This is a genomic window from Inquilinus ginsengisoli (genome assembly GCF_050434925.1).
GTDB lineage: Bacteria > Pseudomonadota > Alphaproteobacteria > DSM-16000 > Inquilinaceae > Inquilinus > Inquilinus ginsengisoli_B.
On the sequence record NZ_JBNDJK010000001.1, the window covers coordinates 4,214,614 to 4,239,301 of the forward strand.

General features: G+C 69.7%; 23 protein-coding genes and 1 riboswitch. Of the genes, 13 read left to right on the forward strand and 10 right to left on the reverse strand.

Features of this window, described 5'->3' with window-relative positions:
* Nucleotides 1–83: 83 nt before the first annotated feature.
* The 6 genes from recA to QFZ27_RS20120 all read left to right on the forward strand — a co-directional run bounded on the left by recA (nucleotide 84) and on the right by QFZ27_RS20120 (nucleotide 7,394).
* Complete coding sequence (gene recA, locus QFZ27_RS20095) at nucleotides 84–1,160, forward strand: recombinase RecA (protein ID WP_429228175.1); 1,077 nt, start codon at nucleotides 84–86, stop codon at nucleotides 1,158–1,160.
* A 98-nt stretch (nucleotides 1,161–1,258) separates the two neighbouring features.
* Nucleotides 1,259–2,620, forward strand: a complete 1,362-nt coding sequence (gene gltX, locus QFZ27_RS20100; RefSeq protein ID WP_429228176.1) for a glutamate--tRNA ligase — start codon at nucleotides 1,259–1,261, stop codon at nucleotides 2,618–2,620.
* Between the two features lie 82 nt (nucleotides 2,621–2,702).
* On the forward strand, nucleotides 2,703–3,530 hold the full coding sequence (locus QFZ27_RS20105; RefSeq protein WP_429228177.1) for an NYN domain-containing protein: 828 nt from the start codon (nucleotides 2,703–2,705) through the stop codon (nucleotides 3,528–3,530).
* 97 nt (nucleotides 3,531–3,627) lie between these two features.
* Nucleotides 3,628–5,010 carry a cysteine--tRNA ligase gene (cysS, locus tag QFZ27_RS20110; RefSeq protein WP_429228178.1) on the forward strand — a complete coding sequence of 461 codons (1,383 nt, stop codon included), beginning with the start codon at nucleotides 3,628–3,630 and terminating at the stop codon, nucleotides 5,008–5,010.
* Between the two features lie 4 nt (nucleotides 5,011–5,014).
* Nucleotides 5,015–6,610 (forward strand): citramalate synthase, encoded by a 1,596-nt coding sequence (gene cimA, locus QFZ27_RS20115; RefSeq protein ID WP_429228179.1) that lies wholly within the window; start codon nucleotides 5,015–5,017, stop codon nucleotides 6,608–6,610.
* A gap of 13 nt (nucleotides 6,611–6,623) precedes the next feature.
* Entirely contained in the window at nucleotides 6,624–7,394 is a 771-nt protein-coding gene (locus QFZ27_RS20120) for an RNA methyltransferase (protein ID WP_429228180.1), read from the forward strand.
* 162 nt (nucleotides 7,395–7,556) lie between these two features.
* Here QFZ27_RS20120 and QFZ27_RS20125 read toward each other — a convergent pair whose 3' ends face one another.
* The 5 genes from QFZ27_RS20125 to QFZ27_RS20145 all read right to left on the reverse strand — a co-directional run bounded on the left by QFZ27_RS20125 (nucleotide 7,557) and on the right by QFZ27_RS20145 (nucleotide 12,232).
* The gene (locus tag QFZ27_RS20125; RefSeq protein WP_429228181.1) at nucleotides 7,557–8,204 is read right to left on the reverse strand and encodes an alpha/beta hydrolase family protein; all 648 of its coding nucleotides are present in this window, start codon (nucleotides 8,202–8,204) and stop codon (nucleotides 7,557–7,559) included.
* A 23-nt stretch (nucleotides 8,205–8,227) separates the two neighbouring features.
* The gene (locus tag QFZ27_RS20130; protein WP_429228182.1) at nucleotides 8,228–8,701 is read right to left on the reverse strand and encodes a Fur family transcriptional regulator; all 474 of its coding nucleotides are present in this window, start codon (nucleotides 8,699–8,701) and stop codon (nucleotides 8,228–8,230) included.
* Nucleotides 8,702–8,711: 10 nt separating this feature from the next.
* Nucleotides 8,712–9,392: a PadR family transcriptional regulator gene (locus QFZ27_RS20135; protein WP_429228183.1), complete on the reverse strand. Its 681-nt coding sequence runs from the start codon at nucleotides 9,390–9,392 to the stop codon at nucleotides 8,712–8,714.
* A 304-nt stretch (nucleotides 9,393–9,696) separates the two neighbouring features.
* The gene (locus QFZ27_RS20140; RefSeq protein ID WP_429228184.1) at nucleotides 9,697–11,562 is read right to left on the reverse strand and encodes a hypothetical protein; all 1,866 of its coding nucleotides are present in this window, start codon (nucleotides 11,560–11,562) and stop codon (nucleotides 9,697–9,699) included.
* A gap of 271 nt (nucleotides 11,563–11,833) precedes the next feature.
* On the reverse strand, nucleotides 11,834–12,232 hold the full coding sequence (locus QFZ27_RS20145) for a LysR substrate-binding domain-containing protein (protein ID WP_429228185.1): 399 nt from the start codon (nucleotides 12,230–12,232) through the stop codon (nucleotides 11,834–11,836).
* On the opposite strand from QFZ27_RS20145, the gene QFZ27_RS20150 reads away from it, so the two are divergent.
* Together QFZ27_RS20150 and QFZ27_RS20155 are read left to right on the forward strand one after the other, a co-directional pair.
* Entirely contained in the window at nucleotides 12,231–12,353 is a 123-nt protein-coding gene (locus QFZ27_RS20150) for a hypothetical protein (RefSeq protein WP_429228186.1), read from the forward strand. The two genes, QFZ27_RS20145 and QFZ27_RS20150, sit on opposite strands and share 2 nt — an antisense overlap.
* A 144-nt stretch (nucleotides 12,354–12,497) precedes the next feature.
* Nucleotides 12,498–12,620: a hypothetical protein gene (locus QFZ27_RS20155; protein ID WP_429228187.1), complete on the forward strand. Its 123-nt coding sequence runs from the start codon at nucleotides 12,498–12,500 to the stop codon at nucleotides 12,618–12,620.
* Between the two features lie 23 nt (nucleotides 12,621–12,643).
* Here QFZ27_RS20155 and QFZ27_RS20160 read toward each other — a convergent pair whose 3' ends face one another.
* From QFZ27_RS20160 to QFZ27_RS20170, 3 genes are all read right to left on the reverse strand, one after another.
* A complete protein-coding gene (locus QFZ27_RS20160) occupies nucleotides 12,644–13,213 on the reverse strand; it encodes a type II toxin-antitoxin system VapC family toxin (RefSeq protein WP_429228188.1) in 570 nt (189 codons plus the stop codon).
* Nucleotides 13,203–13,493 carry a hypothetical protein gene (locus tag QFZ27_RS20165; RefSeq protein WP_429228189.1) on the reverse strand — a complete coding sequence of 97 codons (291 nt, stop codon included), beginning with the start codon at nucleotides 13,491–13,493 and terminating at the stop codon, nucleotides 13,203–13,205. Before QFZ27_RS20165 ends, QFZ27_RS20160 begins: the two co-directional genes overlap by 11 nt.
* Nucleotides 13,494–13,685: 192 nt before the next feature.
* Nucleotides 13,686–14,855, reverse strand: a complete 1,170-nt coding sequence (locus tag QFZ27_RS20170) for an ISAs1 family transposase (RefSeq protein ID WP_429228190.1) — start codon at nucleotides 14,853–14,855, stop codon at nucleotides 13,686–13,688.
* Nucleotides 14,856–14,974: 119 nt separating this feature from the next.
* Nucleotides 14,975–15,204, forward strand: a riboswitch (cobalamin riboswitch).
* 33 nt (nucleotides 15,205–15,237) lie between these two features.
* On the opposite strand from QFZ27_RS20170, the gene QFZ27_RS20175 reads away from it, so the two are divergent.
* The 4 genes from QFZ27_RS20175 to rpsD all read left to right on the forward strand — a co-directional run bounded on the left by QFZ27_RS20175 (nucleotide 15,238) and on the right by rpsD (nucleotide 18,825).
* A complete protein-coding gene (locus tag QFZ27_RS20175; protein ID WP_429228191.1) occupies nucleotides 15,238–16,272 on the forward strand; it encodes an ABC transporter substrate-binding protein in 1,035 nt (344 codons plus the stop codon).
* Nucleotides 16,269–17,303 (forward strand): FecCD family ABC transporter permease, encoded by a 1,035-nt coding sequence (locus QFZ27_RS20180; RefSeq protein ID WP_429228192.1) that lies wholly within the window; start codon nucleotides 16,269–16,271, stop codon nucleotides 17,301–17,303. Before QFZ27_RS20175 ends, QFZ27_RS20180 begins: the two co-directional genes overlap by 4 nt.
* Complete coding sequence (locus QFZ27_RS20185; RefSeq protein ID WP_429228193.1) at nucleotides 17,300–18,064, forward strand: ABC transporter ATP-binding protein; 765 nt, start codon at nucleotides 17,300–17,302, stop codon at nucleotides 18,062–18,064. The genes QFZ27_RS20180 and QFZ27_RS20185 overlap by 4 nt, the downstream gene beginning before the upstream one ends.
* 146 nt (nucleotides 18,065–18,210) lie before the next feature.
* Complete coding sequence (rpsD, locus tag QFZ27_RS20190) at nucleotides 18,211–18,825, forward strand: 30S ribosomal protein S4 (RefSeq protein ID WP_429228194.1); 615 nt, start codon at nucleotides 18,211–18,213, stop codon at nucleotides 18,823–18,825.
* A 54-nt stretch (nucleotides 18,826–18,879) separates the two neighbouring features.
* Here the strand turns inward: rpsD and rarD are convergent, their stop codons facing one another.
* Together rarD and QFZ27_RS20200 are read right to left on the reverse strand one after the other, a co-directional pair.
* Nucleotides 18,880–19,815, reverse strand: coding sequence for an EamA family transporter RarD (rarD, locus tag QFZ27_RS20195; protein ID WP_429228195.1), 936 nt, complete (start codon nucleotides 19,813–19,815; stop codon nucleotides 18,880–18,882).
* 11 nt (nucleotides 19,816–19,826) lie between these two features.
* Nucleotides 19,827–21,137, reverse strand: a complete 1,311-nt coding sequence (locus tag QFZ27_RS20200) for a CynX/NimT family MFS transporter (RefSeq protein ID WP_429228196.1) — start codon at nucleotides 21,135–21,137, stop codon at nucleotides 19,827–19,829.
* 211 nt (nucleotides 21,138–21,348) lie between these two features.
* Here QFZ27_RS20200 and QFZ27_RS20205 point away from each other — a divergent pair, with 211 nt between their 5' ends.
* Nucleotides 21,349–24,534 (forward strand): AfsR/SARP family transcriptional regulator, encoded by a 3,186-nt coding sequence (locus QFZ27_RS20205; protein WP_429228197.1) that lies wholly within the window; start codon nucleotides 21,349–21,351, stop codon nucleotides 24,532–24,534.
* Nucleotides 24,535–24,688 lie beyond the last annotated feature (154 nt).

Sequence of the window (24,688 nt, forward strand, 5' to 3'; positions counted from 1 at the left end):
GGCTCTTGCTCGATGCGAACAAAACGTGTACAAGAGCTGCATTGACGCGGCGTATGGCGCCATGCAACTGGAAGGGACTGGTGATGTCGACCCCGACTCTCCGCGTTGTGGAAAGAGCTCCGATGGACAAGACCAAGGCGCTGGAAGCCGCCCTGACCCAGATCGAACGCGCCTTCGGCAAGGGGTCGGTGATGAAGCTCGGGGCGCGGCCCCAGGTCGATGCGGAGGTGATCTCGACCGGGTCGCTGGGCCTCGACATCGCGCTCGGCATCGGCGGCCTGCCGAAGGGTCGGATCATCGAGATCTACGGGCCGGAAAGCTCGGGCAAGACCACGCTGGCGCTGCACGCGGTGGCCGAGGCGCAGAAGGCCGGCGGCACCTGCGCCTATATCGATGCGGAGCACGCGCTCGACCCGACCTATGCCCGCAAGCTGGGGGTGAACATCGACGATCTGCTGATCTCCCAGCCCGATGCCGGCGAGCAGGCGCTGGAGATCACCGACACGCTGGTCCGCTCCGGCGCGATCGACGTGATCGTCATCGATTCGGTGGCGGCGCTGGTGCCGCGGGCCGAGCTCGAGGGCGAGATGGGCGACAGCCAGCCCGGCCTGCAGGCGCGGCTGATGAGCCAGGCGATGCGCAAGCTCACCGGCTCGATCTCGAAGTCCAACAGCCTGGTCATCTTCATCAACCAGATCCGGCTGAAGATCGGCGTGATGTTCGGCAATCCGGAGACGACGACGGGCGGCAACGCGCTGAAGTTCTACTCCTCGATCCGGCTCGACATCCGCCGCATCGGCGCGATCAAGGACCGCGAGACCGTCACCGGCAACCAGACCCGGGTCAAGGTGGTGAAGAACAAGATGGCGCCGCCGTTCCGCGCCGTCGAATTCGACATCATGTATGGCGAAGGCATCTCGAAGACCGGCGAGCTGCTCGATCTCGGTGTCCAGGCCGGGGTGGTCGAGAAGTCGGGCGCCTGGTTCTCCTATGACGGCCAGCGCATCGGCCAGGGCCGCGAGAACGCCAAGGGCTTCCTGCGCGACAACCCCGAGATGGCGAAGTCGGTCGAGGCCAAGATCCGGGGCAATGCCGGGCTGGTCTCCGACCGGATGATGACCTCCGGCGGCGGGGACGAGAGCGCCGGCGGCGACGAGTGATCGCCACCGTCGCCTGACCTGACTCAGCCTTCGTGACGGAAAGGCCCGGGAAACCGGGCCTTTTCCGTTACCGGCCGGATCGTGCTATCTCCCCGCCCATGACCGACTTGCCGACCTCCGCTCCGATCATCACCCGCTTCGCCCCCAGCCCGACCGGCCTGCTGCATGTCGGCAACGTCCGCACCGCGCTGGTCTGCTGGCTCGCCGCCCGCGCCACGGGCGGGCGTTTCCTGCTGCGGCTCGACGACACCGACACCGAGCGGGGCAGCGCCGAATTCGCCGCGGCGATCGAGCAGGATCTGCGCTGGCTCGGCCTCGGCTGGGACGGCTTCGCCCGCCAGTCCGACCGCACCGACCGCTACCGGGCGGCGCAGGACCGGCTGAAGGCGGCTGGCCGGCTCTATCCCTGCTACGAATCGGCCGAGGAGCTGGAGCTCAAGCGCAAGAGCCTGCTGGCCCGCGGCCTGCCGCCGCTCTACGACCGCGCCGCGCTGGCTCTGACCGACGCCGATTGCGCCCGGCTCAAGGCGGAAGGGCACCGGCCGCATTGGCGCTTCAAGATGGCGGATGCGCCGGTCGAATGGGATGACAAGGTCCGCGGCCGGGTGCATTTCAACGGTCGCGACATCTCCGACCCGGTGCTGGTGCGCGAGGACGGCCGGGCGCTCTATCACATCGGCTCGGTGGTCGACGACATCGACATGGGTATCACCCTGGTGGTGCGCGGCGAGGACCATGTCGCCAACACCGCCATGCACATCCAGCTGGCCGAGGCGCTGGGCGCCGCGCCGCCGGCCTATGCACACACCTCGCTGATCGCCGACGCCGAGGGCCACGGCCTGTCCAAGCGCCTGGGCAGCCTGTCGCTGCGCAGCCTGCGGGAGGGGGGGATCGAGCCGCTGGCGGTGACCAGCCTGCTGGCCAAGCTCGGCACCTCCGACCCGATCGAACCGCGGCTGTCGCTCGACGCTCTGGTCGCCGAGTTCGACTTCGCCAAATTCTCCCGCGCCATCCCGCGCTTCGACCCGGCCGAGCTGGAGCGGCTGAACGGCCGCATCCTGCACGAGACGCCCTATGCGGCGGTGCGCGACCGGCTGGTGGCGCTCGGCCTCGGCGCCGTCGACGAGGCCGCCTGGGCGGTGCTGCGCCCGAACCTGCAGCGGCTTGAAGACGCAGCCGAGTGGTGGCGGGTGGTCGCCGGACCGGTGACGCCGGTCGTCGCCGACGCGGCGCTGCTGGCTGCCGCGGCCGGGCTGCTGCCGCTCGAGCCCTGGAACGATGCCACGTGGAGCGAGTGGACGGTGGCGGTGCGCGACCGCACCGGGGTCAAGGGCAAGCCGCTGTTCCTGACCCTGCGCTTGGCCCTGACCGGCCTCGACCACGGGCCCGAGCTGCGCGGCCTGCTGCCGCTGATCGGACGGCAGCGGGCGTTGGCCCGGCTCTCCGGCCGTGTGGCGTGAACGCCCCATCCTGCTAAAACTTGCGTAAAACTTGGCCCTTCCCCTCTTGGCGCCGACCCGCGGTCCGGAGTAAGAACCCGATATGACCGACGATACCTTGCCTGCCCAGGACACCCCGGTGCTGCCGGTGGCCGCGGTCTTCCTCGATGTCGCGTCGCTGTCGGGCGACGCCTCGGTCGATGATGGGCCGGAGGATCTCGCCCGCATCCTCGGCGGACTCGGCACCGTCTGCCGCCCGGCCCGCCGCATCGCCTATGCCGACTGGGCAACGCTGTCCGACCTGCGCGGCGTCGCCCATCGCCACGGCTTCGACCAGGTGCAGACCACCGAGATCGAGCCCGGCCGCGACGCCGCCTCGCTGCGCCTGGTGGTCGACGCCATGGAGCTGGCGCTGCTGGAGCGCAGCATCGACACCGTGGTGCTGGTGACCGGCAGCGCGGCCTTCCTGCCGCTGGTCCGCAGCCTGCGCCGTCACGGCAAGCGGGTGATCGCCATCGGCCCCGCCCGCCGCATGGACCCGATGTTCCAGTCGGAATGCGACCGTTTCGTCGATTGCGCCGTGCTCGGCCGACCGGCTGCCGCGCCTGCGCGGGCCGAGATCCGCCCGGCAGCGGCGGCGCCGGTCGCCCATCCGGCTGCCCCGGCGCTTCGCTCCGATCCGGCGCCGGCCCCGCGACCGGCGGAGCCGGCGCCCCGCCTGCGCGTGAAGCCGCCGGCCGAGCCTGCCCGCGCGGCCCGGCTGGGGCCTGCGGTGGCGGAACCGCCGCGCCCGTCCGCGTCGGCCCGCGCCCATCGCCCATCCCTGACCGCCCAGTTCGACGAGCCGGAGACCGCCCCCGCCGGCCCGCCACTGATGGCCGGCACTCCGGTGGTGCCGCAGCGCAAGGGCTGGTTCGGCAAGCGTCGCTGACCGGGCTGCCCTGCGGCCGGAACCTTGGACGCCAGGGGCCCGATCTGGTAATCGTCGCGGTCCCGACCGGACAGGTCTGACCTTAGGATTGCGACCCGTGGCGCTCTCTCTGCACAACACGCTCACCCGGACGAAGGAAGCCTTCGTCCCGATCGATCCGAGCCATGTGCGGATGTATGTCTGCGGCCCGACGGTCTATGACTACGCCCATATCGGCAATGCCCGGCCGATCGTCGTCTTCGACGTGCTGTACCGGCTGCTGCGGACGCTGTATCCGCAGGTGACCTATGCCCGCAACATCACCGACATCGAAGACAAGATCATCGAGCGGGCGAAGGCCAACGGGGAGTCGATCGGCGAGCTGACCCGGCGCACCGGCGAGGTCTTCGCCGCGGATATGGCGGCGCTGGGCGCCCTGCTGCCCGACATCCAGCCGCGCGCCACCGAGCACATCCCGCAGATGCAGGCGATGATCGGCACGCTGATCGACAAGGGCCACGCCTACGCCGCCGATGGCCATGTCCTGTTCAATGTGCCGTCGATGCCGGATTACGGCCAGCTGTCGCGCCGCAACCGCGACGAGCTGATCGACGGCGCCCGGATCGACGTGGCGCCCTACAAGCGCGACCCGGCGGATTTCGTGCTGTGGAAGCCATCGACCGACGACCAGCCGGGCTGGGACAGCCCCTGGGGCCGCGGCCGGCCGGGCTGGCACATCGAATGCTCGGCCATGGCCGCCGCCCATCTCGGCACCATCTTCGACATCCATGCCGGCGGCATCGACCTCGTCTTCCCGCATCACGAGAACGAGATCGCCCAGAGCCGCTGCGCCCATGGCACGCCGGTGATGGCGAATGTCTGGCTGCACAACGGCTTCCTGCAGGTCGAAGGCCAGAAGATGTCGAAGTCGCTCGGCAACTTCTACACGCCGCATGATCTGCTGGAGGAGTTCCCCGGCGAGGCGCTGCGCTATGCGCTGCTGTCGGGTCACTACCGCCAGCCCTTCGACTTCACCAAGGATGGGGTGCGCCAGGCGCGGGCGGCGCTCGACCGGTTCTATGGCGCGCTGCGCGCCATCGGCACCGCGCCGGCCGAACCGGGCGAGGTGCCCCCGGCCGTGCTGGCGGCTCTGGAGGACGACCTCAACACGCCGGAGGCCCTGGCCGCGCTGCACGAAACCGTGAGCGAGCTGAACAAGGCGACCGATTCCGCCGAGCAGGCCCGCCTTGCGGCCGGATTGCTGGCCGGCGGCCGGCTGCTGGGACTGCTGGAGCAGGCGCCGGAGGACTGGTTCCGCTGGCGGCCGAAGGCGGATTCCGGGCTGGACGACGCCGAGATCGACGCGCTGGTGGCGGCCCGCCGGGCGGCGCGGGCGGCGAAGGACTTCGCCGAGGCCGACCGCATCCGCGACCAGCTGGTGGCCGCCGGCATCGCACTGGAGGACAAGCCGGACCGCACGCTGTGGCGTCGGGTGGGGTGAGGCGATGAGCGAGCGGATCTGGCTGTTCGACACCACCCTGCGCGACGGGGCGCAGACCCAGGGCGTGGACTTCTCGGTGGCCGACAAGATCGCCATCGCCAAGAAGCTCGACGCGCTCGGCATCGACTATGTCGAGGGCGGCTGGCCGGGCGCCAACCCGACCGACGACGCGCTGTTCCGCGACCCGCCGAAGCTGGCCCATGGCCGCTTCACCGCCTTCGGCATGACCCGGCGGCCGGGCCGCAGCGCCGCCAATGATCCCGGCCTGTCGGCGCTGCTGAACTGCGACGTCCAGGCGATCACGATCGTCGGCAAGACCTGGGATTTCCATGTCGACGTCGCGCTGAACATCCCGCGCGAGGAGAATCTCGAGCTGATCCGCGACAGCGTTGCGGAGATCGTCGGCCGCGGCCGCGAGGCCGGATTCGACTGTGAGCACTTCTTCGACGGGTACAAGGCCAATCCGGACTACGCCCTGGCCTGCGCCAAGGCGGCCTGTGAGGCCGGGGCGCGCTGGGTGGTGCTGTGCGACACCAATGGCGGCGCCCTGCCGCATGAGGTGACCGAGATTGTCACGGCCGTGGCCCGGCACATTCCGGGCGACCGGCTGGGCATCCACACCCATGACGACACCGGCAATGCCGTCGCCAACAGCCTGGCGGCGGTGCGGGCCGGGGCGCGCCAGATCCAGGGCACGCTGAACGGCCTGGGCGAGCGCTGCGGCAACGCCAACCTGATCACCCTGATCCCGACCCTGGCGCTGAAGATGGGCTACGAGACCGGGGTGACCGAGGCCGGCCTGGCCTCGCTGACCGATCTCAGCCACTGGTTCGACGAGCGGCTGGACCGCACGCCCCAGGCCGGCGCGCCCTATGTCGGCGGCCGCGCCTTCGCCCATAAGGGCGGGCTGCATGTTTCCGCCATCGCCAAGGATCCGCGCTCCTACGAGCATGTGGCGCCGGAGCGGGTGGGCAACCGGCGCCATCTCGTCGTCTCCGACCAGGCCGGGCGGGCGAACATCCTGGCCCGCTTCGCCGAGATCGGCGTCGCCATCGACCCGAAGGACCGCAATGTCGAGCGGCTGGTCGACCTGGTGAAGCAGCGCGAGTTCGAGGGCTATTCCTACGACACCGCCGCCGCCAGCTTCGAGCTGCTGGCCCGGCGCATGCTGGGCCAGGTGCCGGCCTTCTTCGCCATGGACCGGTTCACCGTGGTGGACGAGCGGCGCTTCAACGCCCGCGGCGAGGTGGTGCAGGAATCCGAGGCCACGGTGCTGCTGCGCGTCGGCGAAAAGACCTGGCATGAGGTGTCCTTCGGCAACGGCCCGGTCAACGCGCTCGACAACGCCATGCGCAAGGCGCTGGAGCCGATCTATCCCGGCCTGAAGCCGCTGCGGCTGGTCGACTTCAAGGTCCGCATCCTGCGCTCGAACGAGGGCACCGGCGCGATGCCGCGCGTGATGATCGAGACCGAGGACGCCGACGGCACGCGCTGGTCGACGATCGGTGTCTCCACCAACGTCATCGACGCCTCCTTCGAGGCGCTGGGCGACAGCTTCACCTATGCGCTGCTGCGGGCCGGCGCCACGGCACCAATCTGATGGACCGGCTCTGATGGCTGGCACCGACCAGACCCGCGACCCGCTGCTGGGCGGCCCCGCGATCATCCTGATCGAACCGCAGATGGGCGAGAACATCGGCACCGCGGCGCGGGCGATGCTGAATTGCGGCCTGACCGATCTGCGCCTGGTGCGGCCGCGCGACGGCTGGCCGAACTCGAAGGCGGTGCCGACCGCCTCCGGCGCCGATGCCGTGCTGGACCATGTCCAGGTGTTCGAGCGGACCGAGGACGCGATCGCCGATCTCGGCGCCGTCTACGCCACCACGGCGCGGCTGCGCGACCAGCTGAAGCCGGTGGTGACGCCGCGCCGGGCGGCGGTGGAGATGCGGGCGCACCACGCCGCGGGCGTCGGCACCGGCATCCTGTTCGGGCCCGAACGCACCGGCATGACCAATGACGACGTCGCCCTGGCCGATGCCGTGGTCAACGTGCCGCTGAACCCCGCCTTCTCCTCGCTCAACCTGGCCCAGGCGGTGCTGCTGGTTTCCTATGAGTGGTTCACCGCCGGCGACGCGACGCCGGAGCGGCGGCTGGACTATGAGGAGGACGCGCCGCCGGCCAGCAAGGAGCAGCTGGTCAACCTGTTCGAGCATCTCGAAGAGGCGCTGGACGCCGGCAACTTCTTCCGGGTGCCGGAGAAGAAGCCCAGCATGCAGCGCAACATCCGTGCCTTCCTGCAGCGCGCCCAGCTGTCGGAGCAGGAGGTGCGGACCCTGCACGGCATGATCGTCGCCCTGTCCGGCCGGCGGAAGGGTGGGGAGTAGGGCATTCGAATAGGAGCTGAATTTTGATTGTCATCCTCGGGCTTCACCCGAGGATCCAGGGGCTTTCAGAGCGGCTCTCGGTGGCCCCTGGGATTGCCGGGTCAAGCCCGGCAAATGACAAAAAGGGGTTTGGGAGCGCTTATTCTCAAGTATCTCCTAAGCTCAACCCGCCGGCCGCGTGATCCGCCCGGCCCAGTCCGACACGGCGGTCGCGACGGTCCGCAGGTGGTCCGCAGCGGTGAAGCCGGAGACGCTCTTGCGCGGCTTCAGGTCGTGGTCGCCGTCCTCCAGCCACAGCTGCTCGATCCGGTCCGACAGGGCGTAGCCGGTGACCTCGTCGCGGGTGCCGAACTCGTCGCGCGAGCCTTGGCAGATCAGCGCCGGGGTCTTGAGCCCCGCGAGATGGGCGGTGCGCAACTGCGTCGGCTTGCCCGGCGGATGGAACGGATAGCCCAGGCACAGCAGCCCGGCGATCCGGCCCTCCGCGTGCAGCTCGTCCGCGGCCATCGAGGCCACGCGTCCGCCCATCGACTTGCCGCCGATGATCAGCGGCCCGCTGGCGCCGAGGGCGTCGACCGCCGCCCGGTACTCCGGGATCACGGTCTCGGCCCGCGGCGGCGGCCTGCGCTGGCCGTCGCGCCGCGCCGCCATGTAGCCGAACTCGAACCGCGCCACCCGGAAACCGGCTTCTGCCAGCGCCTTCGCTGCAGCGGTCATCGACGCCGAATCCATCGGTGCCCCGGCGCCATGGGCCAGTAGGATGGTGATGCGGGCGTCAGGCGGCCCGTCGGTGAGAAAGGTCGGTGCCATCGGCCGACCCTAGCACCTGAACGTCAGAGAATGCAGGCGAGCTTGGCAAAGGCCGAGAGCGGGTCGGGATCGGCCAGGGGGGCCTGCGGATGCAGCTTCTCGACCTCGAGCTCGAATCGGGCGCGGACCAGGCGGTAGCCGAACTGGAGCAGCACGTCGGCCAGGGCGGCGCGCAGCTGGACCTCGCCCAGCGTCAGCGTCTCCAGTGGCGCCGGCGCGGCAGCCGGGCCGACCGCCGGGCGCTTGAGCGTGTCGTCGCGCCAGCCGGCGATGCCGGTCCGGCGCAGCGCCGCCAGGAAGCGATAGACGGTGGCCAGGCTGATCCGCGGATCCAGCCGGCGGGCTCTACTCCAGATTTCCCGGGCGTCGAGTGTGCGGTCGGCCTCGGCCAGCACCGCCAGCAGGATGCGGCGCGGCCGGGTCGGCCGCAGCCCGGCGTCGCGCAGCCGGGCCAGGGCCGGGGCGGGCCCGGGGTGGGGAAGGGAGGCGGGGCTCATGCCGCCGCCCTCAGTTGCGCCGGATCTCGGCCGCGGCCCGGGCCAGGATCTCGACAATCCGGGTCTCGGCGTCCGGGTCGGTCCCGGCGTCCAGCTTCTGCTCGCTCGCCTCGCGCAGGTTGTCCAGCGCCGCGACCACCAGGGACGGCAGCCGGCTCGACCGCTCGCGCTCACGGTCGCGCTCGCCGCCCATCATCTTGTTGACCCAGGCGATCTTCTCGCCGGCCGCGGCCAGGCGGCCCAGCACGGCGTCGATGATGCCGCGGTTGCTGTCCAGATAGGCACGGCCCTCGGCGGTGATGGTGTAGAGCTTCTTGCTGCCCTCGGCCTCGACCGTGACGTAGCCGGCCTCCTCGAGATAGGTCAGGGTCGGGTAGACCGTGCCCGGGCTCGGGCTGTACCAGCCACCGGTCTTGTCCTCGATCAGCTTGATGATCTCATAGCCGTGGCGCGGCTGCTGCTCGATCAGGGCCAGGGCCAGCAGGCGCAGATCGCCCTGGGCCAGCATCCGGCCGGCGCGCATCATGTCGCCGCCGCCACCGAAGCCGCGGCCGCCGAACCCGCCGCCGAAGCCATGACCGAACATGCGGCCGCCCCGGCCGCGGCCGCCGGCCCACATCTCCTCGCCGCCGCCGCAATCGCCGCGATGGCCATGATCGTCGCGCTGACCGCGATGATGTCTTCCGAACATCGAATTCACTCCATAGGTTTCGATATATCGCAAGATATGGCGACCGAAGATCGGTTTCAAGATATATCTTGAGATGTGTTTTTAATGATGGGGATGCGGCCATTTGGCCGCTCCGGGGAGCCGACGGACTCAAAAAAGGGGGCGTTTGCGGACATCTCCGCCTTCATGAGCAGAGTGCGATCACCTATCTCCCGGTGCCTGCCTGTCTGAGGGTAGGACAGGCGATGGCCGGGCTTGCGGTTGCAGGCCCGACCTATCTCGATCACCGATGACGAAAGGCAGCCTGGTTGGTTTGCGCGGGCGCCTATGCGATCCGGTTGTAGCGCAGATAGACCTCGTACCGGCTGTCCTCGTCATCGGCGACATACTCGCGGAACTCGCGATACGTCAGCGCGCTTTTGTCGAGCGGCGTCACCACCACTTCGAGGTCCTGCGGCGATTGGTGCTCGGTGATTCCACCCGTGGGCACATCGACATTGGTCAGCTCCGCGAACTCGATCACCGAGAAGCCAATCGCGTCATCCATGATCAAGTCTGCCGGAGCCCAGCGCGCAATGACCGCGATGATGGCAATGCCGATCACCGCGGCGATGGCGATCGCGACCGCCCCCTTGATGAAGCCGAGGGCCTTGATCGCCGCCCCCGCCCCGGCCGCAAGCGCCTCTTTCAACTTCTCCCAGGCCCGACTCAGATAGTCGACGAAGGCGTCCTGGAAATCGTTCAGCTGCTCGCGGAACGCCCGCTCGCTGTCAACCTCGAAGCCGACCACGCTCATCGCCATCCCGAGCGCAGGCTGGGACTGGATGAAGACCGGTTGATCGATGGTCCGGTTCTCGCCCGAATCAACATCGCCGAAGCGCTTGGTGAGCTTCTGCAGCGAGCCGGTCGACCCGTCCGCCAGCAGTTCCGCCGCCAGGAAGGTGAGCGCCACCTCGTCCGAGCCGAAGGATTGCGGCGACGTCTCCTCCCGGGCCCGCATCCGCTCCGCGACGATCTGGAACCGCGCCGTTGCCGGCGGCACGATGTTGATGAACTCGCTGTTGGACAGCACCGTCGGCCCGAAGATCGGAAACCCGGTGGTGTTCGGCATCGCCAGTTGCAGCTCATAGATCCCCGGCGGCAGGTCGTCGGGCACAACGAAGCTTGCCTGGTCCTTCACGCGGCAATCGCGGATGAGCACGGTTTGCCCGCCGACCTCCTCGTTCAGTGGCGTGGTCAGGTCGCCGAAGACATGAGCATCCACTTCGGCAGAGCCGGCTCCGACCCGCGCCTTCAGCCGCACCTTCATGTCGATGTTCATGAAGTTGACGCCGCTCAGCATGACGCTGTCGCCGTTGGCGATGTCGGGCACCCGGGCGCAAACCGAATCGAGCAGTTCGTTGCCCGGGCAGTTGCCGGTCTGGACACTGCAATTCTGCCGGATGACTCCGTCAGAGCCGAGGATGAGCGTACAGCTCTGCTGGATTTCGCCCGGCAGCCGGTCGCCCAGTGGTATCGGCGGCCGGTGCGTTGCGGTGCGCAAGTCGTTGACCCGGCAGATCTGAAGCTGCGCCTCGAAAAATTCGCCACCGGGATCGAAGAACCGATTGCGGCCCGGTCGCTCCTCGAGCGCGGTGACGTCCCCGAAGGCGGCCTCGGCGGCCCGCAGTGTGATCTCGCGGACCACCGCCGCGGTCAGCGTTGCCGTGTCCACGGGCTTGGCGGGATCGGCGAGGATCGAGGGATCGAGCCCGGCATCGCGCAGGTCCGCAGGCGTCGTCTCATAGCTGTCGACGGCGCAGGCCAGAACGCCCCGAACCGACGGCGACATAGCAGCGAAGACCGGAAACACCGCGGCTTCGAAATCGTTTGCCGCGCTTGCCCCGGCCAGATGCCGTCGTGCCGTCTGGAAGAAAGACGCGGCCAACGCGCTGGGGACGGAACTGCGGGACCGCAGCCGCTCAAGCTTGGTGGTGCGGCTCTGCTTCGGCTTGCAGCCAAGCCCGAGCGGGATGCAGGCACCCTCGGTCCGTGGTGGCGGGCAGTCACGCGGGCACTCGGAATCCGTCGGTGTCTTGTCCTCCGCGCAGCACGCGTGGACATGAACGTCACCCTTGCTCTTGATATGGATATCGACCCGACAATGCGCGGTGCCGTCAGGCTTCTTCGATCCGCGCGCACCTTGCGTCATGTCAGCCTCCTGAGCAGTCATCGGACGTGCGACGGACTTGTCGGAGGACTGGCTCCTGAGACTTGCGTCTGCTTGCTCCAGCGCCGCCCTGAGGGCGATGCGCGATCTATTTTTTCGAAAGCCGTCTAAAAATTAAAATTAATGATCTAGTAATCGAATGAAAATGTCAATCTACTAAAGATTGCATCGGGAGCAGAGGGATGCCCAGTGCATGCAGGAGATGATCTGCCCGAGGCATGAGTGTCTTCGGCGTGCCACAGGCCACGCCGGGCTAATCCCTCCAGCGCAGCGCATGGATGAGCGCCGCCAAGGCCGGCGGGGTGTGCCGCCGGCTGGGGTAATGGAAATAGAAGCCAGGGAAGGGCGGGCACCAATCTCCAAGCACCCACACCAGTCGACCGGAGGCGACGAGGTCCGCGACCTGATAATCGAACAGGATCGCGATCCCGAGCCCCTTCAGGGCGGCATCGAGCGAGAGGTCCGAGTCGTTCGAGATGAAGCTGCCTCGCACTCTGACCGACAATTCCCGGCCGTCGCGCTCGAACTCCCAGGCATAGAGCCCTCCGGCATGGCCGCTACGGTAATTGATGCAGGTATGGGCCGCCAGATCATGCGGGGTTTCCGGCCTCGGGCGCTGGGCGAAATAGGAGGGTGATCCGACCACCGCCATGCTGATCTCGGGCGAGATGCGGGGTGAGCCCGGCCTGCCGCCGCTGGCGCCCGCCTTCGCCAATGCCGTCGCACAGCTCGCCGGCAAACCGCTGCGCCAGCTGCCCTTCAACCTCGCCTGAGACGCCGCGACGGCAAGCCGGCTTGGATGCGCGACGCGCCCGACCCATGAGAGGAATTCGAGTGAGTAAAGTCTGGTTCATCACCGGTGCCGGCAGCGGCATCGGTGCTGCGACGGCACGGGCGTCCAGCATCTCGCGCAGCGCGTGACCCTGATCGACGGCCAGCGCCTCGCCGACCTGATGATCGAATACAATGTCGGCGTTCGCACCAGCCGGGCGATCGAGTTCAAGCGGCTGGACGAGGACTTCTTCGCCGAGGACGAGTGATGCCGACGGCCTTTGAGGTCGCCTCAGCTCTGTTGCTCATAAAGGAGCACGCGGTTTGCTGGAAGAAGCTGGTCGAAGCAGTCGAAATCCCGGATGTTGCGCGTCAGAATCGTCCATCCGCGTTCGAGCGCCTGAAAGTAGAGGCTCGCATCGTTCAGCAGGAGCGGCCGTTCGCTTCGCTCGACGCCGAGAAGGCGCGATACCAGGCCGGCAAGCATCCCGGCTTCACCCGTCGCGGTCTCCGAGGGTGCCGAGAGGCGATGGGGCGGAATGTCGTCGATCGTGCGTCGTATCTCGCGCAACACTGCCTTTGTGCCGGAATGCGCTGGATCGAGGCGTCCGAACAGATGCGTTATCTCCGCGAGGCAGACGGTCGAGTGATTGACGACCCGCGCTTCCAGCAGCTCATCGACGCTCGCCGGCGTGCGGCCCTGTAAAACATCGATGTAAACGCAGGTGTCGAGCAGCAATTCCGCGCCCGCCGAGGCTGGTGCCTCGACCATCGGCAAGGCGTCGATCGAGCGGCGCCGGATCGCATTCGCTGTGCGCTGCGGCTTGATCCGCCGCAGGGAGCGCGCGAGATCAAAGCTCAAGGTCGATGTCTTGCGCGATCCGGCCCTTGCGCCGGACGAGCTTCGTGCCGAAGTCGTCTTCGAGCGCGACCTTCGCCAAAGCGTATTCGAGCAACTCGGTGTCGGAGGAGATCCCCGACTTCTTCTTCGCGGCCGCAACCAGCTCGCGGCGAATGCGCCCGCCGATTCGGCTGTTCTCGCCGCCGAGCAACCCGAGCTGGCGCGCTGTGTCCATGACGGCACGGCGCCGGAGGTTCGGTTGAACCGGCATATCGGGCATGTCTGAAGTCGGCTTCAACATGGCAAGGCTCCTTGTTGGACAGAATAAAGGTTCTGACCAACAGGCTCAACATCCTTTGCAACAATGATCAGGGCAGAAGGCGGCCGTCCGCCGCCCGGACCCCGGAAGCCGGACAGCAGCTGAGCGTCGTTTTGAGAGCCAGCGCCGCCCTCGGATTGCCCCGCCCGGGATCGTCAGGGCTACGAATCCAAGTTACCGGTCTGGCATGGAGAGTAGCGAGCTGAGGTATTCAGGGGACCAGGCGGCGATTTTGCGGCGGAGTTTGAGAGATTTTTTATCGTGGGCGTTGCGTAGGAGGTTGAGAGCGAAGTGTCGGACGACGGCCATGTTCTGGGCACCGTGTCCCTTGCGGAGCCTGGACTGGTCTTCGCGGAAGGTGACGTCGAGGACCCAGTGCAGGCGGTTCTCGATGGCCCAGTGTCCGCGCACGGCCTCGGCGGCCTGGGTGGCGGAGAGGCTGGCGGAGGAGATGAAGTATCGGGTGTCCTGGCGGCAGCGGTCGGCCAGTTCGACCTTGGCGTGGACGCGGAGGATGCAGGCGACGCCGGGCAGGCGGAGCTCGCCGGGGAAGCGGCGTTCGCCGGAGAGCCAGTCGACCTCGCGGAGCACATCGACGCGGCGGTGCTCGATGCGGCCATGGGCTTTGTCGAGATCGATGTCGGTATCGAGGCTGTGAGGTTCGGCAGCGGCGAAGCCGGCTTCGATCTCGGCCCTGAGGGTCGGCTGGTTGGCTTTGACCGCCAGCAGATAGTCGGCGCCGACCTTTCGGATGGCCGTGGCGATGTCGGCATTGGTGGCGATGGCGTCGATCGAGACCAGGGCGCCTTTCAGCCCGTCCTCGGCGCCGAGCCGTTCGAGCAGGACGGGGATCGCGGCCAGCTCGTTGGCCTTGTCGGGCACGGCCTCCTGGCCGAGCACCAGCCGGCGGGTGGTGGCGAAGGCCGAGACCAGATGCAGCGGCCCGGCGCCCGCCGCCCGGTCATGGCTGCGGCGCGAGGTCTTGCCGTCGATGGCGACCAACTCCGGCCGTTCCGGCCAGGTCTCGCGCACCCAGTCGCTGAAAGCGGCCGAGAACAGCGCCGGGTTGATCCGGTTCATCAGGATCGTCAGCCAGCGCTCGCCCGGCACCCCGTGCTCATACGGCAGATAGCGCCGCAGAAACGGCAGATGAGCCTCGCCCCACGACGCGATCCCCTCATAGTCGTCGCAGTCCGCCAGCGTCCCGCACACCACCAGCAGCAGGATCTCCGGCAACGGATGCAGAATCCGACGCACGTCCCGCGGATCCTCGATCGTCGAAAAATGCTCCAACAACGCCCGCAGCCGCGACTTCGGCCACGCACTCCCCTGCTCTTCGCTCATCTCGGCGGCTCCGAATCATCCGCCTCCAGCGATTCACCCTTTCTCCCCCCTGTCACCTGTAACTTGAGTTCGCTGCCCTGCGGGATCGTCGCCTCGATTGACCAGCTTCCGGCCGCGCTGATACACATCGGCGCGACGGTTCCCGCATGGGATCAAAAGGGAACACGGTGGCGCCCCCCGATCTAAGGTGAGGGGGCGGAATCCGTGGCTGCCCCCGCAACTGTCAGCGGATCGCCGAGCGCCCTCGTGGCCCCTCAAGGGCCATGCCACTGCCCGCGGCGCGGGTGGGAAGGCAGGCGCGAAGCCATGATCCGCGAGCCAGGAGACCTGCCGTCGCAGCGCAATCCATTTCCCGGGCGGGGTGGCCCGGGCAGGAGGCTTCGTGGCGGCATTCCGGTCCTTCCCTTCGCATGTCCTGGCCCTGGCCGGGCTGGCGCTTCTGACCCTGTCGCCGGCGGCCTGGGCCGACCCGACGCAGTACCCGCTGACGATCCGCAACTGCGGCGTCGACGTCACCTTCGACCACGCCCCGCGCCGCGCCGTGGCGATCGGCCAGAGCAGCACCGAGATCCTGCTGTCGCTCGGCCTGGCCGACCGCATCGTCGGCACCGCGGTCTGGTTCGGCCCGGTTCTGCCGGCCTATGAGGCGGCGAACGCCAGGATCCCGCGCCTGGCCGACAACGACCCCAGCTTCGAATCCGTGGTCGGAAAGGAGCCGGAGCTGGTGACGGCCCAGTTCGAGTGGCATGTCGGGCCGCAGGGGTCGGTCGGCACTCGCGAGCAGTTCGCCGGCCTCGGCATCCCGACCTACATCTCGCCGGCCGATTGCGTCGGGAAGGACAATTCCGGCGGCGGCGACGGCGTGCGCAAGCAGCTGTTCACCATGGACCTCGTCTATCAGGAGATCCGCGACCTGGCGCGGATCTTCGACGTCGCCGATCGCGGCGAGGCGCTGGTCGCCGACCTGCGGCAGCGCGGGGCCGCGGCGATCGCCTCGGTGGCGGGCGCCCGGCTCGACAACGTGCCGATGGTGTTCTGGTTCTCCAGCAAGGAGGTCGCCGGCGAGGCCTTCGTCGCCGGCAAGAACGGCGTGCCGGCCTGGATCCTGCAGCAGCTGGGCGCCCGCAACGTCATCACCACGGAGGAGGAGTGGCCGCTGGTGAGCTGGGAGCGCATCGCCGCCGCCAACCCCGCGATCATCGTGATGGCGGAGATGAGCCGCCGCCGCTACGCCGCCGATGACACCTCGGTGAAGTTGGCCTTCCTCGCCACCGACCCGGTGACCAGCCGGCTGGAGGCGGTCAAGGACAAGCGCATCGTGGTGATGGATGTGCAGGCGATGCAGCCCTCGATCCGCGCCGTCGACGGCATCGAGGCGGTGGCCCGCGGCATCAAGAGCTTCGGGCTCGGGGGATGAGGCCGCTCCTCGGCGACGGCTGGGGCGTTCGCGCCCTGCTGGCGGTGCTGTCCCTGGCGGCGCTGGTCGCGGCCATCGCCCTGGCCGTGTCGATCGGCGAGATGGCGATCCCCCTGGCCACCACGGTCCAGGCGCTGGCCAACCGGCTGTTCGGCGCCGGCTTCGCGCTCAGCCCGATCCAGGAAGGCGTGATCTGGGACTACCGGCTCAGCCGCGCCCTGGTCGCGGCCTGCTGCGGCGCCGCGTTGGCCCTGTCCGGCGCCATCCTGCAGGCGCTGCTGCGCAACCCGCTGGCCGAGCCCTATGTCCTCGGCATCTCCGCCGGGGCCTCGACCGGCGCGGTGGCGGTGATGATCGCGGGCTTCGGCGGCGGCGCCGTCTCGCTGTCCGGCGGCGCCTTCATTGGCGCCGTCCTGGCCTTTGCCGTGGTGTCGCTGCTGGCGGCCGGGGTCGGCGGCGGCATCGACCGGGTCATCCTGGCCGGCGTCGCCGGGTCGCAGCTGTTCAACGCCCTGACCTCGACCATCGTCACCACCTCGGCCAATGCCGAGCAGGCGCGCGGCGTGATGTTCTGGCTGCTCGGCAGCCTCGGCGGGGTGCGCTGGCCGGACGTGCAGGTGGCGGTGCCGGTCGCGGCGGCCGGCTTCGTCCTGTGCATCCTGCACGCCCGCGCGCTCGACGCCTTCACCTTCGGGGCCGACGCCGCGGCCTCGCTCGGCATCGCCGTCACCCGGGTGCGGGTGGTGCTGTTCGCGGCGACCGCGGCGATGACGGCGACCATGGTCAGCATCGTCGGATCGGTCGGCTTCGTCGGCCTGGTCATCCCCCACGCCGCGCGCTTCCTGGTCGGGCCCGGCCATGCAAGGCTGCTGCCGGCCACGGCGATGATCGGGGCGATCTTCATGGTGCTGGCCGACATCGTTTCGCGCATCATCATCCCGCAGCAGATCCTGCCGATCGGCGTGGTCACCGCCCTGTTCGGCGCGCCGGCCTTCGCCGTGCTGCTGTACCGGGCGAGGCGGGCGGCATGACCATCGCGACACATAACGTGCGCTGGGCCGCCGGCGGCCGGATGATCGTCGACGGCGTGACGCTGCAGGCGGCGCCCGGCCGGATGCTGGGCCTGCTGGGCCCGAACGGGGCCGGCAAGTCGACCCTGCTGCGCCTGATCTGCCGGCTGCGGCGGGTCGAGAGCGGGGTAATCACGCTCGGAGGTGCGGACATAGCGGACCTGCCCCGCGCTGCCATCGCCCGCCGCGTCGCGCTGGTCGAGCAGCAGGCGGCGACCGACATGCAGGTGTCGGTGCTCGACGTCGTGCGGCTCGGCCGCACCCCGCATCGCGGCCCGCTGTCGCCCTGGGGCGACCGCGACGACGCTGCGGTGGAGGAGGCGCTGCGCCGGGTCGGGCTGGAGGGCAAGCGCGGCCAGTCCTGGCACACCCTGTCGGGCGGCGAGCGGCAGCGGGTGCAGATCGCCCGCGCCCTGGCCCAGACGCCGACCGAGCTCTTGCTGGACGAGCCGACCAACCATCTCGACGTGCAGCATCAGCTCGAGATCCTGGCGCTGGTCGGAAGGCTGCCGGCGACCAGCATCGTCGCCCTGCACGACCTCAACCTGGCCGCCATGTTCTGCGACGCCGTGGCGCTGCTGCGCGAGGGGCGGGTGGTCTGTGCCGGCGCGCCGGAGGAGATCCTGACCGAGGCGCGGATCCGCGAGGTGTTCGGCGTGCGGGCCCATGTCGAGCGGTCGCCGCATCACGGCCGGCCGCATATCCACTACCTCCCGGGCTAGCGGAAACCGGCTTCGGGCTTGACATCCGGGCCGGAATGGCGTTTTTCACCGCTTCCATTCCTGGGAACGTGGGTCCGGCGCATGAGCCGGCGCCCCGCCTTGTCTTTGGCAGGGCCTACCGGGACAACATGAGAGGGATCGAGCGCGTGAGCAAGCGCCTGAATTCGAAGCACAAGATCGACCGCCGCCTCGGCGTCAACCTCTGGGGCCGTCCGAAGAGCCCGCTGAACAACCGCGATTACCGCCCGGGCCAGCACGGCCAGCGGCGCACGAAGCCGACCGATTTCGGCACGCAGCTGATGTCCAAGCAGAAGCTGAAGGGCTACTACGGCAACATCGGCGAGAAGCAGTTCCGCCGTCTGTTCGACGAGGCTGTGCGCCGCAAGGGCGACACCGGCGAGAACCTGATCGGCCTGCTGGAGCGCCGCCTGGACACTGTCGTCTACCGGATGAAGTTCGTCCCGACCGTGTTCGCCGCCCGCCAGATCGTCAACCACGGCCATGTCCTGGTCAACGGCAAGCGCCTCAACATCGCCTCCTACCAGGTCAAGGACGGCGACGTGATCGAGATCAAGCAGAAGTCGCGTGAGCTGCCGGTGATCCTCGGCGCCATCTCGTCCTCCGAGCGCGACGTGCCGGACTACATCGAGGTCGACCACGGCACCTTCAAGGGCAAGCTGGTGCGCACCCCGGCCCTGGCCGACGTGCCGTACCCGGTCCAGATGGAGCCGAGCCTGGTGGTCGAGTTCTACAGCCGCTGACCTGAGCCGGCTGTCCAACGAGAAAAGGGGCGCCTCCGGGCGCCCCTTTTGTTATCAGCCGACGCCGTGCCGCGGGGCCACCGGCAGTCGCGCGCGCCGGGTTGCGTCGAAGGTGAACAGGGCCAGCCCGGCCCAGATGAACGCGAAGGTCACCAGCGTTGCCGGCCGCAGCGGCTCCTCGAACACCAGCGTGGCCAGCACCAGGTTGATGCTCGGCGCCAGGTATTGCAGCAGCCCGATGGTCGACAGCGGCAGGTGCCGCGCCCCGATCATGTACAGGACGATCGGCAGGCCGGTGATCAGGCCGGAGGCCATGATCGCCAGCGACATCGCCCAGCCCTCGCCGCCGGCCGCCACCGGGCCGAAGGCGCCGGCGCCCTGGCTCCACAGCCACAGCAGATAGGCCAGGCAGGCCGGCAGCAGGAAGCCGGTCTCGACCATCAGCCCGACGAAGGGGTCGATCTTCTCGCGCTTGCGGATCAGGCCGTAGAAGCCCCAGGTCGAGGCCAGGACCAGGGCGATCCACGGGATCTCGCCGGCGCCGATCACCGAGACCACGACGCCGGCCGCGGCCAGCACGACGGCCACGACCTGCAGCCGGCCCAGCCGCTCGCCCAGGAAGGCGACGCCGAGCAGGACGTTGATCAGCGGGCTCAGGTAATAGCCGAGCGCCGACTGCACCAGATAGCCGTTCAGCACCGCCCAGATGAAGACGCTCCAGTTGACGGTGACCAGCGTCGTGGTGGCGCAATAGGTCAGGAAGCGGCGGCGGCTGCGCAGCACGTCGCCGATCTCGCGCAGCCGTCCCAGGGCCAGCAGCAGCAGGCCCAGCATGACCACGCTCCACAGGATGCGGTGCGCCACGATCTGCCAGGGGCCGATATGCTCCACCGCCTTGAAGTAGAGCGGCGCGAAGCCCCAGATCAGGAAGGCGCCGAGCGCGGCGCCGGCCCCGAAGCCGGCGCGGCTGCGGTTGGATTGGGCGTCCATGAGCGTCCCGCTCAGCCGGTCACGGTCCGGGCCCGGACCAGCTGGTCGCGGCCGGCGCCGAGGCCGGCCAGGGCCGCGACGGTGCCGATCGCCAGGATCAGCAGCCCGGCCGCGGCCCAGCCGCCGGTCCAGTCGTGCAGCAGCCCGATCAGCAGCGGCCCGCCGGAGGCCAGGGTGTAGCCGACGCCCTGCGACATCGAGGACAGATGGGCCGCGACATGGGCGTCCGGCGTGCGCAGCACCACCAGGGTCAGCGCCACGGCGAAGGCGGCGCCCTGGCCGATGCCGAGCAGCACGATCCACAGCCAGACCGTGCCCAGGGGCGCGAAGATGCAGCCCAGGAACCCGGCGAGCGAGAACGCCATGCACAGCACCGCCGCGAGCTTCTGGTCGCGGCCGCGGGTCGCCAGCGACGGCGCCACCAGCGCGGCGGCGACCTGGACCATGATCGAGACCGAGACCATGATCCCGGCGGCCACGCCGTCGACGCCGCGGTCGCGCAGGATCGGGGCCAGCCAGCCGAAGACGCTGTAGGCCAGCGACGATTGCAGCCCCATGAACAGCGTCACCTGCCAGGCCAGCGGGTCGTTCCACAGGCCGCGGACGGTGAAGCCGGCACGGGCGGCGGCGCCCTGGCGGGGCGGGATCTGGGTCAGCCAGACCAGCGCGGCGATGACCGCCGGGATGGCCCAGAAGGCCAGGGCCGCGGCCCAGGACCCGTCGGCGGCCCGGGCGAGCGGCAGGGTGCTGCCGGCGGCGACCGCGGCGCCGGCGCACAGCGCCATGGTGTAGACCCCGGTCATCAGCGCGGCCTTGTCCGGGAAGTCGCGCTTGACGATCCCCGGCAGCAGCACGTTGGTGACGCCGATGCCGGCGCCGGCCAGGACGGCGCCCAGCAGCAGGGCAGGGGTCGTGCCCAGGCCGCGCAGCGCGGTGCCGGCCGCCAGCACCAGCAGCAGCGCCAGGATCGCGCGCTCGGTGCCCAGCCGCCGGCTGATCCGTGGCGCCAGCACGCCGAACAGGCCGAGGCAGACCACCGGCGCCGTGGTCAGCAGGCTGGCCGTTCCGGCGGAGATGCCGGTGTCGGCGATGATCTCCTTCAGCACCGGGCCCAGGCTCGACAGCGCCGGACGCAGGTTCAGCGCGATCAGCACCAGGCTGATGACCAGCAGCCACCCGGCCTTGAGCGGCGACGCCGGCGCCGGGATGTCGTCGACCTCGGCGTCGATCAGCAGCTCGTCGGCCAAGCCATGGGGGGCCAAGCCATGGGGGGCAGAGGGCACGGCCCGGGCTTTCCGATCCTGCTCGGCAGTCGACACCACGGGCTACCTCCTGGCCACGAAACGATATTCGCCCCGGCGGATCGCGGGGCGGTTGGCCGCCATTCTGGACCGGAGTGGGGGCTCGTCGCCTGTCCCTCCTCGTCATGCCAGGGTCCAGGGCTCGGCATGGCCGTGCCGGGGCAGATGACGCGCAGAAGCCTGTCAATCATCAGACGTGGGTCTGGTAGACTGCCGTCCCGGGAGTGGGGCCATGGTGGTGTCGCCGATTGCCGTAAAGCTGATCACGCCGCGGCCGGGCCACATCGTCCGGCGGCCGCGCATTCTCGATGCCATCGACCGGGGCCTGCGCGAGGGCTGCTGCTGGGTGGCCGCGCCGGCGGGCTACGGCAAGAGCACGGCTGCCGTCGACTATCTCCGCAACCGCCGCGACCCGCATCTGTGGTACCGGGTCGACGAGGGCGACGACGACATCGCCAGCTTCTTCCATTTCCTCGGCCGGACCCTGCCTGCCGGCCGGGCTCGCCGCCTGCCGGTGTTCGGTCCGGAATACGCCGAACAGCCCGAAGCCTTCGCCCGCCGCTTCTTCCGGGCCTTCTTTGCCCTACTGAAGCCCGGCACCGTGCTGGTGCTCGACGACCTGCACCGGGCCGAGACGGCGCGCTTCCGCGGCACGCTCGACATCCTGCTTCAGGAGCGCCCGCGGCAGCTGCGTTGCCTGTGCCTGGCCCGCACCCTGCCGCCGGCGGAGCTGGCGGGGCTTCGGCACCGCGGCGCCATCGCGGTGATCGACCACGCCGATCTCGCCTTCTCGGACGAGGAAGCGCGGGAGTTGGTGACGGCCCATATGCTGCGCGCCGCCTCGGCGATCGATGTCGGGGCTGCCCGGGGCTGGGCGGCCGGGCTGGTGCTGCTGGCGGAATCCGGCATCGCCGTCGATGCCGGCCCGGCAGCGAGGCCGGCCCTCGGCGGCGAAGACGCGATGTTCGACGTGCTGGGGACGCAGCTCTTCGACACCTTGCCGGCGGTCGAGCAGGACATGCTGCTGAAGCTGAACCTGCTGCCGGCGATCACCGCCGAACTGGCGACGGCCATGGTTGGGTCGGACCGGGCCCGCGCGGTGCTCGAGCGGCTGCACCGGCGGCAGCTCCTGGTCGCGCGCGCCGAGGCGGCCCAGCCGGTGTTCACCCTGCACGACCTGCTGCGCGGCTTCCTGAGCGACCGCTTCGCCCGGCATTTCGCGGCGGAGGAACAGGTGCGGCTGCGGGTCCGGGCCGCGACGGTCCTCAGCGAGGCCGGCCGGGTCGACGACGCCATCGATCTCGCCCTGCAGGTCCGGGCCTGGGGGCTGGCGGGCCGGCTGATGGCCGATCATGCCGAGGCGGTTCTGGCGCAAGGCCGTCGCGCCACCTTCGTCGATTGGTGCGCGCAGCTGCCCGAAGACGCATTCGACGGCTGGCTGTGCTACTGGGCGGGCGTCGCCGCGATGCCGGACGACAGCGCAGCGGAGGCGTGGCTGTCGCGGGCCTGGGCCGCCTTCGAGCATGACGGCGATGCGCGCGGCCGCTGCCTGGCCGTGGCCCGCGCCGTCCTGGTCAAGACCGACAGCTGGCGCACGCATCAGGGGCTGGCCGACTGGACCCGGCGCGCCTTCGCGCTCCTGGACCAGGGGCTGCCGGAGCTGCCGGCGGACGAGCACCTCCTGGTCCGGGTCGGGCTGCTGCGAGCCTGCGTCTACGCCGACGACTACCGCCGCGGCATGGAGGCCGCGAGCCGGCTGGCGGAGCAGCTGGTTGCAAGGCTGGCGACGCCCCATGCCGGCGATGCGCCGGCGTCGCGTGTGCATGCCAGCCAGATCCTGATCTCCTATTCCGGCTCGACCGGCAACGCGGCGCTGTTCGAGACCGCCGTCGACAGCGTCGCGGAGGAGCTACACGACCCCGGCGTCTCCCCCTGGGTGCTCGGCCTCTGGCTGGTCGATTTCGGTGCGGTCAGGGGGCGCTACTTCTTCCCCTATGCGCGGCGCGGCTTTCCCTATGCCGAGGCGGAGCAGGCGCTGCGTGCGGCCATCGCCATCGGCGAGCGGGAGGCGCTGCGCGGGGTCGAGTTCGGCGCGCTGTATCATCTGCAACTGCAGATGAAGCTGCGCAACGAGTGGGAGGAGTTCGCCGGGCTGGTCGACCGCCTGGCGGAGATCGCGGATAGCCGCTTCACCACCCAGGTCGCCGTGGTGGCGGACTGCCAGGCCGCGTTGCACACCCGGCAGGGCAACCTTCCCGAGGCGTACCGGGCCTGCGACCGCTTCATGGCCGCGATCGAGGCGGCGAACGAGCCGCCGATCGAGCGCTGGCCGCATTTCATCACCCTGTTCCAGCTCCTGCTGGCGGACCGCAAGCCGGCGCAGGCGGCCGAATTCCTGGAGGCACGGCTGCCCCTGTTCGACGGGGCGGTGCTGCGCCGCACCCAGGCCGGCGTGCGGATCGCCCGGGCCCTGGAGGCGAAATGGGCGGGAGACGCGGAGTATCCCGACCGGCTCGGGGCGGCGGTCGAGGCTGTGCGCGAGACCGGTTGGGTGGCGATCCTGACCAACCTGCCGCTGCTGCTGGCGGAGCTCTGCGCCGACGCGATCGATGGCGGCATCGGGACGGAATTCTGCCGCGCGCTGATCGGGCAACGCCGGCTCTCGCCGCCGCAGCGCCGTCCGGCGCGCTGGCCCTGGACGCTCGCGGTGCATGTGCTGGGCGGGTTCCGCCTCGAGCGGGACGGGGTGCCGTTGGACCCGGGGCCGAAGCCGCCGACGCGCTCGCTCGACATCCTGCAGGCCCTCGCCTTGGCGCGGGACCACAGCTGCCGCCTGGAGAAGCTGCAGGACTGGTTCTGGCCGGATGCGGATGGCGACCGGGCCAAGGCCGCCTGCGACCAGGCGCTGCATCGCCTGCGCCGGCTGCTCGGGCGGTCCGATCTGGTGCTGCAGCGGGAGGGACGGCTGCGCCTGGCGCCGGACCGGGTCTGGGTCGATCTCGACGATTGGGAGGACCGCCTCCGGCAAGGGCTGGCGGAGGCCGGGCCGGACTCCGACCGTCTGATCCTCGATTTTCCGGGGCCGGTGCAGCCGCGTGGGGGCGACGCCGGATGGTCGCTGCCGGCCGCCGACCGGCTGCGCGACCGGTTCCTCGACCTGGCGCTGCATCTTGGCCGCCGGCATGAGCAGCAGGGCGACGCCGGCCGCGCCCGGGGGCTGTATCTGCGCGCGCTCGATCTCTATCCGGGTTCGGCCCGGATCCACGAGGCGCTGATCCGCGGCCGGCTGGCCCAGGCCGACACGGCCGGGGCCCTCGACGACTATGAGCGCTATGAACGGATGCTCCGGGCGGTCCCCGGCACGGCCCCCTCCGCCGCGATCCACAGCCTGGTGAAGCCGTTGCTGCGGCCCGCTTAGGCGAATCGTGGGGGAACAGAGAAGAATACACTCTCGCCTGATATCGCGCACCCTCCGTTCGGCTGATGCCGAACAACGGGTTTCCAAGCAAGTTTGAAGGCTCCTCTCCAGGCTCGGCGATCCGCCCGTGCGCACCCTTGTCGAATTTCGAGAA